The following is a 16,587-nucleotide window of genomic DNA, read 5'->3' on the forward strand; positions in this document are numbered from 1 at the left end:
ATGGACTAAACGCCCAGGTCAGGTTACCTCGGGATGAACAGGCGATGACACCTTGCGGGCCGACGCCTGCAGCGCCGTCTCCACGACCGTCGCGGCGACGGCGCTGCCCAGGGCGACGGTCCACCCCACCGGCCCGAGCGGGCGGGAGCCGAAGAACCGGCTCACCCCCGGAGCCGACACCGCAAGGCCCAGCACGGCCAGCGAGACGGCCGAGGCCAGCAGGACCACCCGGTCCCGGCGGCCGAGCGCCAGGGTCTGGAAGAGCTGCGCCGACACCAGCGCCACCAGCCCCATCGTGTTCGCCCGGCCCGCCGTGCCGGTCATCCGGCCGATCCACCAGGCCGCCCCGGCCGCGCTCGCCGTGGTGACCGCCCGCAGGTAGATGTCCCGGGTCAGGGAGGCTCCCAGGGACGCCTCGGGCCCCTCGGCCAGCAGCTTCTCCGGGCTCGTCGCCGCCGGAGGCCGGACCGCCACCGCCAGCGCCGGCAGCATGTCGGTGAGGAGGTTGACCAGCAGCAGCTGACGGGCGTTCAGCACGTTCCGGCCGGACAGCAGGCTGGAGCCGACCGTGAAGACGATCTCCCCGATGTTGCCGCCGAGCAGGACGCTCAGGGCGTCGCGCACCGAGCTCCACATGGCCCGGCCCTCGATGATCGCGTCGACGATCGTCTCGATGCGGTCGTCGGTCACCACGACGTCGGCGGCGGCCCGGGCCGCGGCGGTGGCGCGGGAGCCCAGGGCGATGCCCACGTCGGCGACGCGGATCGCGGGCGCGTCGTTGGCGCCGTCGCCGGTGACCGCCACGACCTTGCCGGACCGGCGCAGGCAGCGGACGATCCTGGCCTTGTGCGCCGGGGTGGTCCTGGCGAGGACGGCCGCGTCCGACAGCGCCTCGGCCAGCTCCTCGTCGTCCAGGTCGTCGATCTCCGGGCCGGTCATGACCCGCCCGCCGTTCAGCGCGTCCAGCTCGGCGGCGATCGCCTCGGCGGTGCTGGGATGGTCACCGGTGACCATGATGATCCGGACGCCCGCCCCCATCAGCCGGCGGACGCTTTCGGCCGCCGTGGGCCGGATCGGGTCGGCCAGGCAGAGGAACCCGAGGAAGCGCAGCTCGCGGATGCGCTCCTCGTCCAGGTCGCGGCGGTCGGAGGCTCCGCGCTCGGCCACCGCGAGCACCCGGTACCCCTGCAGGGCCAGCCGGTTCACCTCCTTCTCCAGCTCCGCGCGCACGGGATCGGTCATCGGGGTCTCGCGGCCGTCGCGCAGCACCGCCGTACAGCGGGTGATCACGATCTCCGGAGCGCCCTTGACGCTCAGCAGCGCCCCCGCCCCGCCCGCGCCGAGCACGGCGTGGTAGCCGCGGCCGGGTTCGAAGGGCAGCTCGTCGATCCGCACCCACCCCTCAACGCCGTCCTCGGGCGTCACCTCCAGCCGCCGGGCCCCCTCCAGGACGGCGCGGTCGGTGGGATGGGCGACGGGCCGCCCCGGGTCGCTCCGGGGCCCGGCCCGCATCCCCGCGGCCACGATCCGCCGCAGCTCCGGCGTCAGCGCCTCCACCGGCTGCTCGGTCCGGCCGTCGGAGACGCGCCGCAGGTTGATGCGTCCCTCGGTCAGGGTGCCCGTCTTGTCGAAGCAGAGCACGTTCACCCGGCCCAGGGCCTCGATGGTGGAGGGGTTCGGCACCAGGGTGTTGCGCCTGGAAAGCCGCCGGGCGGCGGCGAGTTCGGCGACCGAGGCGACGAAGGGCAGCCCCTCGGGCACGGCGGCGACGGCGAGGCTCACCGCGGGCGCCAGTGCCTGCGCCGCCGACCTGCCCCGTGCCAGGTCGGCGACCAGGAGCAGCAGGCCGGAGCCGATCGCGACCGGGAGGATCTCCCGGCTCAGCCGCCGCAGCCGCAGCTGCACCCCGGTCGGCGGGGGCCGCTCCGCGGTGATCCCGGCGGTACGGGCCGCCTCGGTCGTCCGGCCCGCCGCGACGACCACGGCGAGACCGTGCCCGGCCGCCACCGTCGTGCCCTCGTAGACCATCGAGGTCCGCTCGGCCAGGGCGGACGCGCCGACCGGCGCCGGTGACTTGGTGACGAGCTGCGACTCGCCGGTCAGGCTCGCCTCGTCGACCTCCAGGCCCACCGCCCTGACCACCCGGCAGTCGGCGGGCACCGCGTCGCCCGCCCGCAGCTCGACGACGTCGCCCGGCACGAGGTTCTCCACGGTCGTGCTCTCCTGCCCGCCGGGGCGGCGCAGCCGTACCCGGAGCGCGACGGTCTCGGTCAGGCGGCGCAGGGAGCGGTCGGCGGCGAACCGCTGGCCGCCCCCGATGAACGCGTCGATGACCATGACCGCGGCGATCAGCACCGCGTCGGGGACCGAGCCGACCAGGGCCGACAGGCCCGCGCCCGCGGTCAGGACCGGTGTCAGCGGGTTGGCCAGCTCCTCGGCGGAGGCGCGCAGCAGTGAGGCGGGGGCCTCCGGACGGGCCCCCGAGGCGGTACGGCGCCGCAGCGCCTCGGCCTCGCTGAGGCCCCGGGGCGAGGAGCCGAGCCGGGCCAGGACGTCCTCGGCCCGCATGGCGTGCCAGGGGGTCGGGTCGGTGCGGACCGGCGCCGCCACGCGTCCGGCGTCGCGGCCCGACCACTCGCCGACCGCGATGGCCACCAGCGCCGTGCCGTCGCTGACGAGCTGTGCCCAGCGCACCGTCGTGGCCCTCGGTCCGAGGAAGGTCAGGCCGGTGCCGAGCAACGCCGTCGCGACGCCGAGCCACACGCACCGCTCGCTCGTCCGGCGCGCCGGGCCCAGGGAGCTCAGCAGCAGGTGGGCCTCGCCGGTCTCGCAGATCACATCCGCGTCCCACGGCACCGGGCCCGACGGCCGCAGCACGCCGACGCCCAGGTCGGCCTGGGCCAGCGCGGCGAGGGGACGGTCCGACACCACGGCCACGCCGTGCCCGTCCGCCTGGAGCGCGCGGACCCTCGCGGCGAGCCCTGAGCCGCCAGGGACGCTCTCGGCGACCCCCAGCCGCCGGCCGAGTTCCGCGAGCTCCGCGAGCTCCGCGAGCTCCGCGGGTTCCGCGGCCCCTGTGTGCTTCGCGTGTCCCGCGTGCTCCGGGCGTTTCGCGCGGCCGCCGGCGAGCAGTACGGTGCCCGCACCCCGGGCCGCGGCGACGAGGGCGTCGGCCAGGGGATCGACCCCCGGGGCCACGCCCACCAGGGCCACCGGCACGCCCTCCCTCCTCACACCGACCGCCCGCAGCCCCCGGCTCTCCCACTCGCCGAGGTCGTCCGGCGGGGGAGGACCGCCCGACGGCAGGAACCCGGCCGGGTCGGCGAGCGGTTCGGCCGTCCACCCGTCGTGCTCGCACCGCGCGGCGGGGTCGGAGAGGTCGATCAGCCCGTACAGCCGGGCCCGCAGCTCGTCGCCGTCCGTGCCGCCGTCCGTGCCGCCGTCCGTGCCGCCGTCCGTGCCGCCGTCCGCGCCGCCGTCCGCGCCACCGGTCGCGTCGCCGGTCAGCGGGACGACGCGGTCGATCGTCCAGGAGCCCGTCGCGAGGACTCCGGCGTCGAGGATGACCGTGTCCACGCCGTCCATCCGGCGCAGGGCGTCGCCCCTCAGCACGATCGCGCCGCGCCCGGCCGCGGCCCGGCCGACCGCTCCCGCGAACGCCTCGCGGCCCAGCTTCGCGGCCTTGGGCGTCGCGTTGACCAGCATGGCCAGGCCCTGCTCGCGGCTGCCGCTGAGCAGTCGGGTCAGGCCGGAGACGCCCACCGCCAGCGGGCTCGCCGCGCGCTCGAACCGGTCCACGGGGCTGCGGGCCATCGGGGCCGTACGGGGCGTCCGCGCCGACCGGATGTGACGGTAGCCCCCCTCTCGGTTGGCCAGCTCCTCCTGGTGCTCCCGCCAGGCCCGAAGGGTGCCGCGCGTCTCCGCGTAGCGGGCGGCCGCGGTCACCGACTGGACCACCATCCCGAACGGCCGCAGCGCGAACGTGTGGCCGACGATTCCGGCGGTGGTGAACAGCGTGTCGGTGACCGCGCGCCCGAGGCGGCGCTCCAGCGCGGTGCGGACGAACGGGGTGGAGTCGACCAGATTGAGGATGGTGGGGACGGAAGGGGGGAGCGGCGGCGTCCGCAACGCGCGTCCGGCGACGGCCAGCCCGGCCCCGAGCACGCTCGCGCCCAGCCGGAGGCCGGCCCGGGCGTGGTTCTCCGCCAGCCGGGACGAGGGGGAGCGCGGGCACCGGTCCTCCGTGGTCTCGGCCTCCTCCACGGGGCCCGGTTCGAACTCCTCCTCCCCGGCCCCGCCGTCGAACTGCTCGACGATCGACAGCAGCCTGCCCAGGTCGGCCGCGGCGCTGTCGCAGCCGACGAAGACCCAGCCCAGAACGCCGTTGACCTCCGCCCGGTCGACGCCCTTCACCGACAGCAGCCGGTCCTCCAGCCGCCGCGCCATCCGGCCGGTGCCCGGACCACCGATTCTCCGTAGATCGATGCGGACCCCGCCGGGACAGGCCCGCGCCTCACGGGAGCCCGGAAGGGCGGCGCGGAGCGGGTCGGGCACGAGTCCCCAGAGCGCCTCGATCGGCGATCTGAGTGCGTGCGGCACGAAGGTCACCCGGAGGCGCTCTTCGCGGTGGCGGCCCGGGTGGTCCGTGATGCGGATCGGGCGGTCGGTGTGGCGGCCCGGGTGGTCCGTGATGCGGCCCGGGTGGTTTTGGCGGCCGGGGACGCCGTCTTGGTGGCCGAGGCGGTGGCCCGGGTGGTCCGCGACGTGGACCGGGCGGCCGGCGTGGCGGCCCGGGTGGCTCGTGACGTGCTTCCGCCGCCCGTGGCGGATCGGGTGGCGCGCGTGGTCCCTCCCGTGGCCGCGGAGGTGGACCGGGTGGTCCGGGCGGTGCCGCCGGTGGCTCGTGACGCGCTTCCGGGGGTCCGCGCGGTGCTCCGTGTGGTGGCGCGGGCGGTGGTGCGGGCGGCCCGGGTGCGCGAGGTGCCCGCCGTACCGGTCTTCCCGGAGCCTTCGGCGACGTCCGGGGCGATCACGGAGCCCGGGACGGGCGACGCGGCCTTCGAGGAGCGGGAGGCGGCCCGCTCCCGGCGGGCGCGCTGGGCGATCACCGTACCGACCCCGATGGCCGCCGCCACCGGCCACTCGATCAGTCCCGCGACCGCGAGCGCGCCGAGCCCGCCGTAGTAGACGATCCGTTCCGGTGACGGGAGGAGTGACCGGGCCGTGTCGACGGCTTGGCCCGCCTCCTGCCGGCTGAGGTGCGGTAGATGCATGTGCGGGGGACGCAGCTGCACGGTCAGCATCGGCAGGTTCAGCGTCAGCGCGTGACCGTCGGTGCTCTGCCCCGCGGTCCCGTGCCGCTCCGTCTTCCGGCCGGTCGTCGCGGGCGCCGACGCCTTCGCGGTGGAACCCGTCGCCGCGCGACTGCGCGACGGCCGGGACGCCTGACTCGACGCCCGGGTCGCACCCCGGCTCGACGCCCGGGTCGGCGTCCGGCTCGAAGTCCGGCTCGACGTCTGGCTCACTGTCATGGTCCCTCCAGGACGGAGTTCTGAGAAACGATCGGAACAAAGCCCGCAGAGGCCCCATAAGGCCATCTACGTACGGTTCCATGGTCATGCCGCCGTTTCCATAGCGTTCCTCCCAAGCCGCGTCCGAAACGCGTTTCTCCTGCTCAGGTGGGCATTCGCCATGCAAAGGCGTCTGCATTCCACGCGCTTTCCCGAAACATCAAGAAGAGACGATGAAGGGGGTGTTTCGCCCCTCGGCGATCAGGGGGAAGATAAGACCCCCGTTGAGTTCGTCCGGATACGTCATAATCTGGGGCTGATGTCGAGAAGGAGGCGGGATGCTCAAAGGTGTGCTCATCGACTGGGGCGGGGTGCTGACGACGAACCTGTCCGAGGCGATCGCCTCCTGGATCGTCGCCGACCGGATCGACGCCGACCACTACCGCGACGTGATGCAGCAGCTGGTGCAGCACGCCTACGAGGGGTCGGGCGCGGCCGAGAACGTCGTGCACGCCCTGGAACGCGGGGAGATCTCCGGGCCCGACTTCGAACGCTCCCTGGCGGCCATGCTGGTGACGACGGACGGCGTGCCACCGGCCGCCGAGGGGCTGCTGGAGAGGATGTTCTCCGGGTTCCTCCGGATCGAGCCGATGTACGACATGCTGCGCGCGGCGCGCGCGGCGGGACTGCGGACCTGCCTGGTCTCCAACTCCTGGGCCAACGAGTACCCCCGTGACGGCTGGGAGGAGTTCTTCGACGAGGTCGTCATCTCCGGCGAGGTCGGCATGCGCAAGCCAGAGCCGAGGATCTTCGAGCACGCCCTGGGGCGGGTGTGCCTGACCGGTGAGGAGTGCGTGTTCGTCGACGACATCGAGGCCAACATCGTCGCCGCCCGCGCGCTGGGCATCGTCGGCGTGCACCATCGGGAGGCGGAGGAGACCATCGCGGAGCTGGAGACGCTTCTCGGCCTGCCGCTGCGCTGACGCCGCACCGCCGTCCCCGCCCCGGTCCACTCGTCCCGTCGCGCCGTACGGCCGTGCCCGCGCCGTACGGCCGTGCCCGCGCCGTACGGCCGTGCCGGTGCCGCGGCTACGGCAGTGCGGCGCCCGCCGGGCGGCCGGGTGTCCGCGTCGCGTGCGGCCCGGCCGTCCGGGCTGGCACACTCGATGGGTGATCGGCGCCGCACCGGCGCCGGTGTGGGATGAACAGATCGAGGCATGGATGCGCGTCTACCTGCCCTGCACGCTTCCGGCGCTGGCCCGCGTGCTCGCCGAGGGTGAGCTCGGCCCCGCCCCGCTGACCGGTTACGCGGTCACGCCCGCGCTGGTCGAGTGGTACGCCTCGGGTGACACCGAGGAACTGGAGTACGTCGCCCTGACCGACGCCGCCCGCGCGTCCCTGCGGATGCTGGCCGCCGACCGCGCCGACGGGGTCAAGGCGGCCGCGCGCCGGGTCGTCGTCGCCGCCGAGGTGCCGGACGGCGAGGTGGGCATGGGCGCGGATCTGGAGGAGCGCGCCCGGGTACGGCTCGCCGCCGCGGTCCCCATGGCGCGGATCGCCGCGGTCCACGTGGACGAGGAGGCCGCGGTGGCGGACGTCGAGGCCGCGATCGCCGCGCTGCCCGAGGCCGACCTCGCGGACGAGGACGCGCGGTTCACGGTGGACGGCGCCGAGGCCCACGAGCTGCTGTGGTACGCCACCCAGGAGATGCCCGACCTGGTCGGCTGACGGTGGCCGGCTGATGGCGTACGGCGAGGTCAGGCGGCTTTTCTGGCTTAAAATCCGATATTTGCTTATTTCCCTTTACTTTTCGGTCTAGGGTTGATCCCCGTCTTCAGATCCACATCCGAAGAAGGGGGCACAAAATGAGGATTCGAACGGTCGCGACCGCGCTGGCGGTCGCCGGCGTGACCCTGGTCGCCGCGGCGCCGGCGAACGCGCAGAGTTACTACGACCACAAGGATCCGTACCGCACCGGCTGTGGCAACACGGCCCGGGTGGTGAAGAAGGCCGACATCACGAGCCGGGCCAACGGGACGGTCGGCACGGTCAGGCTCATGTGGTCCAGCCGCTGCAAGACCAACTGGACCGAGATCTCCGTCAGCAGCACGGCCCGGGGGTCGGTCCGTGTCTACACCAACCGGAGCTCGGACACCTTCCGCTTCAAGGCGGGCAACCACGGCCGGCACTGGGGCAACATGCTCCGGGCCCCGGGTGTCTGCGCGTGGGGCGCGGCGAGCATCCAGTGGGGCACGGGCGCCGGCGGCCAGAACGGGGCCGGCGTCACCGCCAAGGCCTGCCGCTGACCATCCCTGGAAAGCGCCGGCCCCCGCGGGGAGCCGGCGCTTTCCAGGTGGGTCGAGCCACGTCGGACGGTGACGGCGTCCATGGCCCGCATGCCCTGTCGGTGCGGCGGCCCGGCCCGGCCATGCCGAGGCGGCACGGTTTCCACCGAACCGGCGGGCGACGCGGAGCGTCAGCGGTCGTCCGCCGCCTGGCCGTACCGTTCGCTGCGGTTACGGGCGAGGCGCTGCTGAATCCGGGCGTACAACAGGCCCATGCAGCCGGAGAGGGCGGCGATGACGATCACGGCCGGAATGCGTCCGACGGGGACGATGCCTGCCACGACGAGCATCGACACCAGGAACGCGGCGAGGCCGAGCGCGGCGTAACCCCTGTTCTGAATGTCCTCCCAACGCCGCATTCTTGGGCTGGCCTGCGGGTCACCGCTGCGGGTCTCGATGAACAGGACGATCAACAGGACGGGGACCACCTGCATCGCACCTTCGTAAAGGGTCATGCTCATTACCTTTTCGGCTCATTCGTCGCCCGCAGGGCGAGGGGAGGGGAGGGGTTCAGGCGGATCCGCACCGTTCCGCCGTGACGGTACGCGCCGTCGTCAGGACCGTTCCGACCGCGGCCACGAGCACGGCGCCGGCGCCACCGGCGGGCTCGGCGCCCCGGTCATCAGTTCGTCCGGATGAGGCGTCTGGTGCTGCGCCGGAAAGCCCACAGGACCACCAGCGCGGCCAGCACGGTGAGCGGGGTGCCCATGGCCACCCGGGCGATGCCCAGGGCGCCGGTGCTGTCGGCCAGATAGAGCCACTGCTGAATCACGAACCGCGCCCCGAACACCGACGCCGCGGCGAGGGTCGCGACATCGTGCGCCACGCACACGGGGCGGTCGGACCGCCACGCCCACGTCCCGCCGTGCAAGGCGTTCCAGATGACACCGGTCAGCGGCCGACGGGCCAGCACCGACCCGAACGTGACGACGAACCCGGCCAGCGACGCCCAGATCCCGATCACGAAGAAGTCCCGCGCGGAGCCGGTCCACACGACGATCCCGGCGGCCAGCGCCACCCCGAGCAGGCTCCCGGCCGCGGAGACGAGGCGTTCCCCGCGCGACAGCCGGAAGACGGACAGCGCCAGCCCGGTCGCGACCGCGATGCCGACGGCGACCGGCAGCGGCAGGAACGCGTTCGCCGTCACGAACACGACAACCGGAACCGTCGAGTAGACGAACCCGGCGGTGCCCCCCATCTGGTGCAGCACGGTGGGCTTCGGGGCCTCGACACCGTCGTCAGGGCGGGCAGGCCCACGACTCTGCTCCGGCGTCACGTTCGGTTCTTCGTCGGTACGCATCCGAACGATTAACGGGTATGCCGCCACGGCACACTCAAGCCCGTACGACGCGAGTGTGACCGATCTCATGATCGGATGAGCCGGCCGCCGCGTAGCCCGGGCGGCTTCACCCGGTGAGGGCGCTCCAGCCGATGGGTTGAGTGTGCCGCCACGGCACTCGGCTCGGCGTGGTCCACGCCGAGATGTTCCCCCGAGAACGTACGGGCACTGGTACCGGACGGCGTGACGGACCCCACCCTGGAGGACCCGCCGCGGCGGCCGTACTAGGCTGGAACGGCTATGGCGAAACACATTGTCTGGGACTGGAACGGCACCCTTTTTCACGACATCGACGCCGTGGTGGAGGCGACGAACGCGGTCTTCGAGCCCTACGGTCTGGCCCCCTACGACGTCGAGGGCTTCCGGACGGTGTACTCCCGTCCCATCTGGACGGCCTACGAGCGCATGCTCGGCCGTTCTCTCCTCGACGGCGAGTGGGAGAGGCTCGACGTCGGGTTCCACGACCACTACCACCGGCTGATGCCGGGCTGCGGTCTGGCGGCCGACGCGCTGGCCACCCTGCTGAGCTGGGAGGAGTCGGGCGGCGGGCAGTCGCTGCTGTCCATGTGGGCGCACGACCGGCTGGTGCCCAAGGTGACCGAGCTGGGGATCGCCCGGCACTTCCTGCGGATCGACGGCCTGCTCGCCGGTTCCGGCAGCCGCAAGGCCGAGTCGATGGCGGCGCACCTCGCGGCGCTCGGCACCGATCCCGCCGACGTGCTGGTGATCGGTGACAGCCTCGACGACGCGCACGCGGCGCGGCACGTCGGGGCGCGGGCGGTGCTCTACAGCGGCGGCGTGACCGGCAGGGCGGCCCTGGCCACCTGCGGCGTCCCGGTCGTCGACACCCTCGCCGAGGCCCTCGACCACGCCTGACGCGCACCGGGCCGGACGTTCTCGGCATCGGGTGGAGCGCGGGCCCGGCGGCGGCCGTACCCTTGGCATCCGTACCACCGGCGTCCGTGAACCCCCACCCCGGTGGCATCCGCGCCCCACCCCCGGGAGGCCACGATCAACCGCCTGGTTCTCTGGAACATCGATCTCACACTGGTCGACGTGTCCATCGTGACCCGCGACGCGTACGCAGAGGCGTTCCGGCGGGTCACCGGCCGTCCGCTGGTCAAGCTGACCCAGCACAACGGCCGCCCGGACTCCGAGATCGTCTTCGAGATGCTGGCCCTGAACGGGGTCGTCGCCACCGACGACCACCTGCCTGCGTTCCTCGACGCGCTGGCCGACGCCTTCGCGGCCCGGCGCGGCCTGCTGGCCCGGAACGGCCGGACGATGCCCGGCGCGGCCGAGGCGCTCAGAGCCGTGGCCAGGCTGGAGGGCACCGTCCAGGCGGTGCTCACCGGCACGATCAAGAGCAACGCCGTGCACAAGCTGACCGCCTTCGGTCTGGACCGGCACGTCGACTTCGAGGTCGGCGGCTACGGCGAGGAGGTCTATCCCAAGGCCACCCTGCTCCAGGTCGCCCAAGGCCGGGCCAAGGCCAAGTACGGCACGGCCTTCGACGGCGGCAACACCGTGATGATCGGCGACTCGGCCCGCGACGTCCAGGCGGCCCGGATCGCCGGGGCCGCGATGATCGGCGTCGCCACCGGCCGTTCCCTGCCGGCCGAGCTGCACGAGGCGGGCGCCGACGTGGTGCTGCCCGATCTGGCCAACCCCTCCGAGGTCGTCGCCGCCGTGGCCGGCCTGACCTCCCCGTCCCGCAGGGCGGGCTGAACCGCGCGCGTCCCGCGCCGGCCGATGGCGTCAGGGCCTGGCCGTGACCGGTGCCGCCGTGCCTCGGCATTCCGCCGGGCTCACGGTGAGGCGAGGCCGTCGAGGAAGCGGGCGGCGATCGGGGCGGCCACCGCGGCTCCCTCGCCGCCGCCCTCCACGATCACCGAGAACGCCAGGTCGCCGCGGTAACCGATGAACCAGGAGTGGGTGGGCGGTTCCTTCCCCGAGGTTCCCGAGCCGAACTCCGCGGTCCCGGTCTTGCCCGCCGTACCGGGGGGGAAGGAGACCCCCTTGGCCGTGCCGTCCGTCACCACCGCGGGCATCAGGGTGCGCAGCGCCCGCACCACCGAGGGCTCCAGCTTCCTGGACGGGGCGGCCGGCAGCAGGGAGGCGTCCACGAGGCGGGGCGGGCGCCAGGAGCCGTCGGCGATGGCGGCGGCGACGGTGGCCATGTTCAGCGGGCTGGTCAGGACGCGGCCCTGCCCGATCGCGGCCGAGGCGAGGTCGGTGTCGTCCTTCGGCTTCGGGAACTGCGCCCGTACGGCGGGCACCCCCGGGTCCACCGGCCCTCCGAACCCGAAGCTCGCCGCAACCGAGGCCAGGCGTTCGGCGCCGAGCCGTTCCACGCCCAGCGACCCGAACGTGGTGTTGCAGGAGTGCGCGAACGCGGCCCGCAGCGGCACCGTGCCGAACTCCTCGAAGCCGGCGTTGTGGAAGGCGTAGCCGCCGATGTTCCGCTCGGCGGGGCAGCCCACCGGCTGGTCGGCCGTCATGCCGCCCGCCACCAGCGCCGAGGCCGTGACCACCTTGAAGGTGGAGCCGGGCGGGTAGTGGCCGAGCAGAGCCCGGTTGAACCCGCCCGGCTGGTTGGCCACGGAGAGGACCTCGCCGGTCGAGGGGCGCAGCGCGACGAGCGAGGCCGGCTTGGTCACGCCGTCCATGGCGTCGGCGGCGGCGCGGTGCACCCGCAGGTCGATCGTGGTGGTCAGCTTCCGGCCGGGCCGCGCGCCCGCGGTGGTGAGCGTGGCGACCCGTTCGGCGCCCCGTACCAGGTCCACCCGGCCGCCGGAGGAGCCGGTGAGGCGGGCGGCGTATCTCTCGGAGAGCCCCTCGACGAGCTGCTGCACCGAGCCGGGCGCGGAGGGGGTGTCGATCCTGGCGCCGTCGGCGGCCAGGATCGGCGCCCGCTCGGACCGCGACGGCATGGCTTTGATCCGCAGGCCCCGGCCGAGGCGGGGGTGGATCGCCGCCGGGGTCCACCGCACCCGCCAGGCCCGCTCGTGCTCGACCACCCGCAGCGACCCGTCGTAGGACCAGGGCACCGGGCCGTCCAGCGTCGCCCGGAACCTGACCGTGGAGCCGTCGGAGCCGTCGGAGCCGCCCGAGTCGCCCGAGTCGCCGGAGTCGCCGGAGTCGTCTGAGCCGCCGGAGTAGTCGCCCGCGGTTACCCGGAAGGCGGCCTTCGACAGCTTCAGGTCGGACCGGAAGCGGGTGTACCAGCGGTCGAAGTCGTCCGGCGGGTCGACGGTCAGCGCCCGCATCGCCCGGTGGTCCTGGCGGGCCCAGGCGGCGAGGAAGTCCCGGGCGGTGTCCTCGGGCGACCCCGGCGTGCGCAGCAGCCACACGCCCGCGCCCGCCGCGACGGCCAGCGTCACCGCCGCCGCACCGTACCTGTATGTGTTCCTCATGGTTCGTCCCCCTGTCTCGCGGATCGAGGAGACCAGAGGGATCCCGGTGGTGTCCAATATTGATATCTGGAGTCACTCCATAGCGGAACCGATATGGTTGCTGCTCATGGACATCGTCCGCCATCTGCGCTACTTCACCGTCGTCGCCGAGGAGCTCCATTTCGGCAACGCGGCGATCCGGCTCGGCATGGCCCAGCCGCCGCTCAGCCAGCGCATCCGGCGGCTGGAGGAGGAGCTCGGCGTGCGGCTGTTCGACCGCTCCGCCCGCCAGGTGCGGCTGACCGAGCAGGGGCGGCTGCTGCTGCCCGAGGCCCGTGAGATCGTGTCGCGGGTGGAGCGGCTGCGCGAGCTGGCCGGGCGCGGCGAGGGCGCGGTGCTGCGGGTGGGGGTCCTGCCCGACCTGGGGTCGGCGGTGATCGCGGCGCTCATCGCCGGATTCCGGGAACGGGCCCCCGACGTACGGCCGGCGCCCGCGGAGATGTGGAGCGCCGACCAGGTCGCGGCGCTGCTCGACGGCGCCCTCGACGTGGGCGTGGTCCGCCACCCGGTGGCCGTGCCGGGCCTGCGCTTCGGGCCGGTGCTCGTCCAGCGCCCCGGCGTGGTGCTGGCCGAGTCCGACCCGCTGGCGGCGTCGGCGTCGGTGCACCTGGCCGACCTGGCCGGGCGGCGTCTCGTGCTCTACCCTCACGAACCCGGGCTGCATGAGGAGACGCTCACCGAGTGCCGCCGCCACGGGTTCGTCCCGGAGGAGGTCCACGAGGCGCAGACCCTCGGCCTGGTCATGGCGGGCACGGCCGTCGCCTTCGGGCCGCAGGTCACCCTCCCTGGGCTGCGCTGGCGGCCGCTGCTGGGGAGTCCGCTGACCTGGCAGGTCTCCACCGCCTGGCGGGGAGAGCCCGGAGAGGCTGCCGTAGCCTTCGGTGCGGTGGCGGCACGAGTGCTGAGGGAGAACGCCGGGATGACGGACGACGGTGTGGCGCCGGCCCGGCGGGTGCGGGCCCGCCCCGCCTCCGGGTTCCTCGCGTGACCGCCTCCGCCCCGGCCCCGGCGACCGGGCTTCCCCCTCGCAAGGAGATTCGATGACCGGCCTCGGCACCCTCTTCCGCTCCGCCGGGGTGACGGGTTTCCTGCACGCCGTGGACATCGACACCGGCGCCGACGTCGCCCACGGCGCCGACGAGGCCGTGGTCACGGCCTCGGTGTTCAAGGTCGCGCTGCTGGTGGAGTTCTTCCGGCAGGCGGACCGTGGGCTGCTGGACCCGGCCGAGCGGGTCACGGTCATGGCGGACCGCCACACTCCCGGGCCCACCGGGGTGTCGGCGATGTCCGACGACGTGACGATGTCCCTGCGCGACCTGGCCTATCTGATGATGGCGGTGAGCGACAACACCGCCGCCGACACGCTGATGGGCCGGGTCGGGCTGTCGGCGGTCAACACCATGCTCGCGGGTCTGGGGCTGACCGGCACACGGGTCGAGCACGACTGCCGCGAGCTGTTCGCGAGCATCGTCGAGGACGCCGGGCAGGAGGAGATGCCCACCGACCCCTCGGTGCTGGCGCGGCTCCGGGTGCTCGACCCCGCGCGCACCAACCGCAGCACCCCGCGCGAGACGACGCGGCTGCTCGGCATGATCTGGCGCGACGAGGCGGCCTCGCCCGGGTCGTGCGCCGCGATGCGCAGGCTGCTCGGCCTGCAGGTGTGGCCGCACCGCCTCTCGGCCGGCTTCCCCTACGACGACGTCGCGGTCAGCGGCAAGACCGGGACGCTGCCCACGATCCGCAACGAGGCCGGCGTGGTGGAGTACCCCGACGGCGGGCGCTACGCCGTCGCCGTCTTCACCCGCTCGTACGGCACGGCGTACAACCAGCCCCGCGCCGACGCGGTGATCGGCTCCGCGGCGCGGGCCGCCGTGGAGTGGCTGCGCGATTGAGCCACGTGTCCGGCCCACACCCCGCACCCGGCCGGTGTGTGCGTCCCGGGGATGACATTCGGGCGGGCCGCCGACAGGATGGGGACCATGGTTGAGGAAGGTGCGCTGCTCTGGGAACCCGCCCCGGAGGTCGTGAGGGACGCCAAGGTGACCCGCTACATGGAGTGGCTCGGACGGCCGGGCGACTACGACTCCCTGTGGCGCTGGTCGGTGGACGACCCGGCCGGGTTCTGGACGTCGGTCTGGGACCACTTCGGGGTGGTCGGCGAGCGCGGTGACGGGCCCGTGTTGTCCGGGACGATGCCCGGCGCGGAGTGGTTCGCCGGCTCGACGCTGAACTACGCGGCCAACGCGCTGCGCCGGGCCGCGTCCGACCCGGACCGCCTCGCGGTGGTGTCGCGCGGCGAGACCGGTGAACGCCGGGCCCTCACGTTGGGGGAGCTGGCCGGAGAGGTCGCGCGGGTCCGCGCGGGCCTGGCGGCGCTGGGCGTCGGCAGGGGCGACCGGGTCGCCGCCTACGCGCCGAACGTGCCGGAGACGCTGGTCGCCTTCCTCGCCACGGCCTCGCTCGGGGCCGTCTGGTCGTCGTGCTCCCCGGACTTCGGCGCCTCCAGTGTGATCGACCGCTTCACCCAGATCGAGCCGAAGGTGCTCATCGCGGTGGACGGCTACCACTACAACGGCAGGCGGTTCGACCGCTCCCAGGTCGTGCGGGACATCGCGGCCGAGCTGCCGACCCTGGCCGCCCGGGTGCGCATCCCCTCCCCGGGAGAGTCCGCCGGGGCGGCGGCCCCAGAGGACGCCGGGGACGGCGGGCGGGTGATCGACTGGGCGGAGCTGCGGGCCGCCGAGGGGCCGCTCGACTTCGAGCCGGTGCCGTTCGGCCACCCGCTGTGGATCGTCTACTCCTCCGGCACGACGGGCCTGCCCAAGCCGATCGTGCACGGCCACGGCGGCATCGTGCTGGAGCACCTCAAGTCGCTCTCCTTCCACCAGGACCTGGGTGAGGACGACGTCTTCTTCTGGTACACCACCACCGGCTGGATGATGTGGAACTACCTCGTCGGCGGCCTGCTGGTCGGCGCGACGGTGGTGCTCTACGACGGGTCGGCCGCCCACCCGGGCACCGACGCGCTGTGGCGGCTGGCCGCCGAGGAGGGGGTCACGTACTTCGGCGTCGGCGCGCCGTACATCGTGACGTCGATGAAGGACGGGGTGCGGCCGGAGGGGCTGGAGGCGCTGCGCGGCGTGGGCTCCACCGGCTCGCCGCTGCCGCCGGAGGGGTTCGCCTGGATCGCGGAGAGGCTGCCGCGGGTGCAGCTCGGCTCGTTCTCCGGCGGCACCGACGTCTGCACCGGCTTCGTCGGCGCGGTCCCGCTGCTGCCGGTCCGCGCGGGCGTCATCCCGTGCCGCTGCCTGGGCGCGAAGGTGGAGGCGTTCGACCCGTCGGGGCGGTCGGTGGTCGGCGAGGTCGGCGAGCTGGTGCTGACCGCGCCGATGCCCTCGATGCCGGTCATGTTCTGGAACGACCCGGACGGCGCCCGCTACCGGGAGAGCTACTTCGCCGACTACCCCGGCGTCTGGCGGCACGGCGACTGGATCAAGATCCTGCCGGACGGCGGCTGCGTGATCTACGGCCGCTCCGACTCCACCCTCAACCGGGGCGGGGTGCGGATGGGCACCAGCGAGTTCTACCGGGTGGTGGAGCGCTTCACCGAGATCGCCGACAGCCTGGTGATCGACACCGGTCAGCTCGGCCAGGACGGCAGGCTGCTGTTGTACGTCACCATGGCCGAGGGGGCCGGGCTCTCCGACGACCTGCTGGGCCGGCTGCGCACGGCGCTGCGCGAGGAGCTGTCGCCCCGGCACGTGCCGAACGAGATCATCGAGGTCCCGGGCATCCCGCGCACGCTCAGCGGCAAGAAGCTGGAGGTTCCGGTGCGCAAGATCCTCCTCGGCGTCCCACCGGAGAAGGCCGCCAACCTCGACGCCATGGCCAACCCTGAGGTGCTGTCGCACTTCACGCCGAATCAGGAGTGACCCAGA

13 protein-coding genes are annotated in these 16,587 nt (G+C 73.8%); 9 read left to right on the top strand and 4 right to left on the bottom strand.

The features are described from left to right. Positions 1–18 precede the first annotated feature (18 nt). On the bottom strand, positions 19–4,599 hold the full coding sequence (locus ACFYSC_RS09195; protein ID WP_389958862.1) for an HAD-IC family P-type ATPase: 4,581 nt from the start codon (positions 4,597–4,599) through the stop codon (positions 19–21). Between ACFYSC_RS09195 and ACFYSC_RS09200 the strand changes: the two genes are divergently transcribed. The 4 genes from ACFYSC_RS09200 to ACFYSC_RS09215 all read left to right on the top strand — a co-directional run bounded on the left by ACFYSC_RS09200 (position 4,591) and on the right by ACFYSC_RS09215 (position 7,816). Continuing rightward, the gene (locus tag ACFYSC_RS09200) at positions 4,591–5,184 is read left to right on the top strand and encodes a hypothetical protein (RefSeq protein WP_389958865.1); all 594 of its coding nucleotides are present in this window, start codon (positions 4,591–4,593) and stop codon (positions 5,182–5,184) included. The two genes, ACFYSC_RS09195 and ACFYSC_RS09200, sit on opposite strands and share 9 nt — an antisense overlap. Positions 5,185–5,848: 664 nt before the next feature. Next, on the top strand, positions 5,849–6,493 hold the full coding sequence (locus ACFYSC_RS09205) for an HAD family hydrolase (protein WP_389958868.1): 645 nt from the start codon (positions 5,849–5,851) through the stop codon (positions 6,491–6,493). 238 nt (positions 6,494–6,731) lie between these two features. Continuing rightward, positions 6,732–7,238 (top strand): DUF6912 family protein, encoded by a 507-nt coding sequence (locus tag ACFYSC_RS09210; protein ID WP_389959261.1) that lies wholly within the window; start codon positions 6,732–6,734, stop codon positions 7,236–7,238. Positions 7,239–7,375: 137 nt separating this feature from the next. After that, the gene (locus ACFYSC_RS09215; RefSeq protein ID WP_389958871.1) at positions 7,376–7,816 is read left to right on the top strand and encodes a DUF2690 domain-containing protein; all 441 of its coding nucleotides are present in this window, start codon (positions 7,376–7,378) and stop codon (positions 7,814–7,816) included. 170 nt (positions 7,817–7,986) lie between these two features. Here ACFYSC_RS09215 and ACFYSC_RS09220 read toward each other — a convergent pair whose 3' ends face one another. Both ACFYSC_RS09220 and ACFYSC_RS09225 read right to left on the bottom strand, forming a co-directional pair. Then, positions 7,987–8,310, bottom strand: coding sequence for a hypothetical protein (locus ACFYSC_RS09220; protein WP_389958874.1), 324 nt, complete (start codon positions 8,308–8,310; stop codon positions 7,987–7,989). 167 nt (positions 8,311–8,477) lie between these two features. Beyond that, positions 8,478–9,155, bottom strand: a complete 678-nt coding sequence (locus ACFYSC_RS09225; protein ID WP_389958877.1) for a DUF3159 domain-containing protein — start codon at positions 9,153–9,155, stop codon at positions 8,478–8,480. A gap of 279 nt (positions 9,156–9,434) precedes the next feature. Between ACFYSC_RS09225 and ACFYSC_RS09230 the strand changes: the two genes are divergently transcribed. Further along, positions 9,435–10,070, top strand: a complete 636-nt coding sequence (locus tag ACFYSC_RS09230; protein ID WP_389958880.1) for an HAD family hydrolase — start codon at positions 9,435–9,437, stop codon at positions 10,068–10,070. A 102-nt stretch (positions 10,071–10,172) separates the two neighbouring features. Continuing rightward, a complete protein-coding gene (locus ACFYSC_RS09235; RefSeq protein WP_362929209.1) occupies positions 10,173–10,922 on the top strand; it encodes a haloacid dehalogenase-like hydrolase in 750 nt (249 codons plus the stop codon). Between the two features lie 80 nt (positions 10,923–11,002). Here ACFYSC_RS09235 and ACFYSC_RS09240 read toward each other — a convergent pair whose 3' ends face one another. Beyond that, a complete protein-coding gene (locus tag ACFYSC_RS09240; protein ID WP_389958883.1) occupies positions 11,003–12,610 on the bottom strand; it encodes a penicillin-binding transpeptidase domain-containing protein in 1,608 nt (535 codons plus the stop codon). Between the two features lie 106 nt (positions 12,611–12,716). On the opposite strand from ACFYSC_RS09240, the gene ACFYSC_RS09245 reads away from it, so the two are divergent. The 3 genes from ACFYSC_RS09245 (at position 12,717) to ACFYSC_RS09255 (ending at position 16,581) form a co-directional block, all read left to right on the top strand. Continuing rightward, entirely contained in the window at positions 12,717–13,637 is a 921-nt protein-coding gene (locus ACFYSC_RS09245; protein WP_362929213.1) for a LysR substrate-binding domain-containing protein, read from the top strand. A gap of 52 nt (positions 13,638–13,689) precedes the next feature. After that, complete coding sequence (locus ACFYSC_RS09250) at positions 13,690–14,541, top strand: serine hydrolase (protein ID WP_389958886.1); 852 nt, start codon at positions 13,690–13,692, stop codon at positions 14,539–14,541. 87 nt (positions 14,542–14,628) lie between these two features. Then, complete coding sequence (locus ACFYSC_RS09255) at positions 14,629–16,581, top strand: acetoacetate--CoA ligase (RefSeq protein WP_389958889.1); 1,953 nt, start codon at positions 14,629–14,631, stop codon at positions 16,579–16,581. Positions 16,582–16,587 lie beyond the last annotated feature (6 nt).

Origin of the sequence: Streptosporangium sp. NPDC004379 (assembly GCF_042873875.1) — a bacterium.
In the GTDB taxonomy this organism is placed as follows: domain Bacteria; phylum Actinomycetota; class Actinomycetes; order Streptosporangiales; family Streptosporangiaceae; genus Streptosporangium.

Excerpts from the sequence above, each read along its gene's own strand:
- ACFYSC_RS09245 (WP_362929213.1), top strand. The coding sequence starts at position 12,717 with ATGGACATCGTCCGCCATCTGCGCTACTTCACCGTCGTCGCCGAGGAG.
- ACFYSC_RS09255 (WP_389958889.1), top strand. The coding sequence starts at position 14,629 with ATGGTTGAGGAAGGTGCGCTGCTCTGGGAACCCGCCCCGGAGGTCGTG.
- ACFYSC_RS09215 (WP_389958871.1), top strand. The coding sequence starts at position 7,376 with ATGAGGATTCGAACGGTCGCGACCGCGCTGGCGGTCGCCGGCGTGACC.
- ACFYSC_RS09240 (WP_389958883.1), bottom strand. The coding sequence starts at position 12,610 with ATGAGGAACACATACAGGTACGGTGCGGCGGCGGTGACGCTGGCCGTC.
- ACFYSC_RS09220 (WP_389958874.1), bottom strand. The coding sequence starts at position 8,310 with ATGACCCTTTACGAAGGTGCGATGCAGGTGGTCCCCGTCCTGTTGATC.
- ACFYSC_RS09225 (WP_389958877.1), bottom strand. The coding sequence starts at position 9,155 with ATGCGTACCGACGAAGAACCGAACGTGACGCCGGAGCAGAGTCGTGGG.
- ACFYSC_RS09250 (WP_389958886.1), top strand. The coding sequence starts at position 13,690 with ATGACCGGCCTCGGCACCCTCTTCCGCTCCGCCGGGGTGACGGGTTTC.
- ACFYSC_RS09210 (WP_389959261.1), top strand. The coding sequence starts at position 6,732 with ATGCGCGTCTACCTGCCCTGCACGCTTCCGGCGCTGGCCCGCGTGCTC.
- ACFYSC_RS09230 (WP_389958880.1), top strand. The coding sequence starts at position 9,435 with ATGGCGAAACACATTGTCTGGGACTGGAACGGCACCCTTTTTCACGAC.
- ACFYSC_RS09205 (WP_389958868.1), top strand. The coding sequence starts at position 5,849 with ATGCTCAAAGGTGTGCTCATCGACTGGGGCGGGGTGCTGACGACGAAC.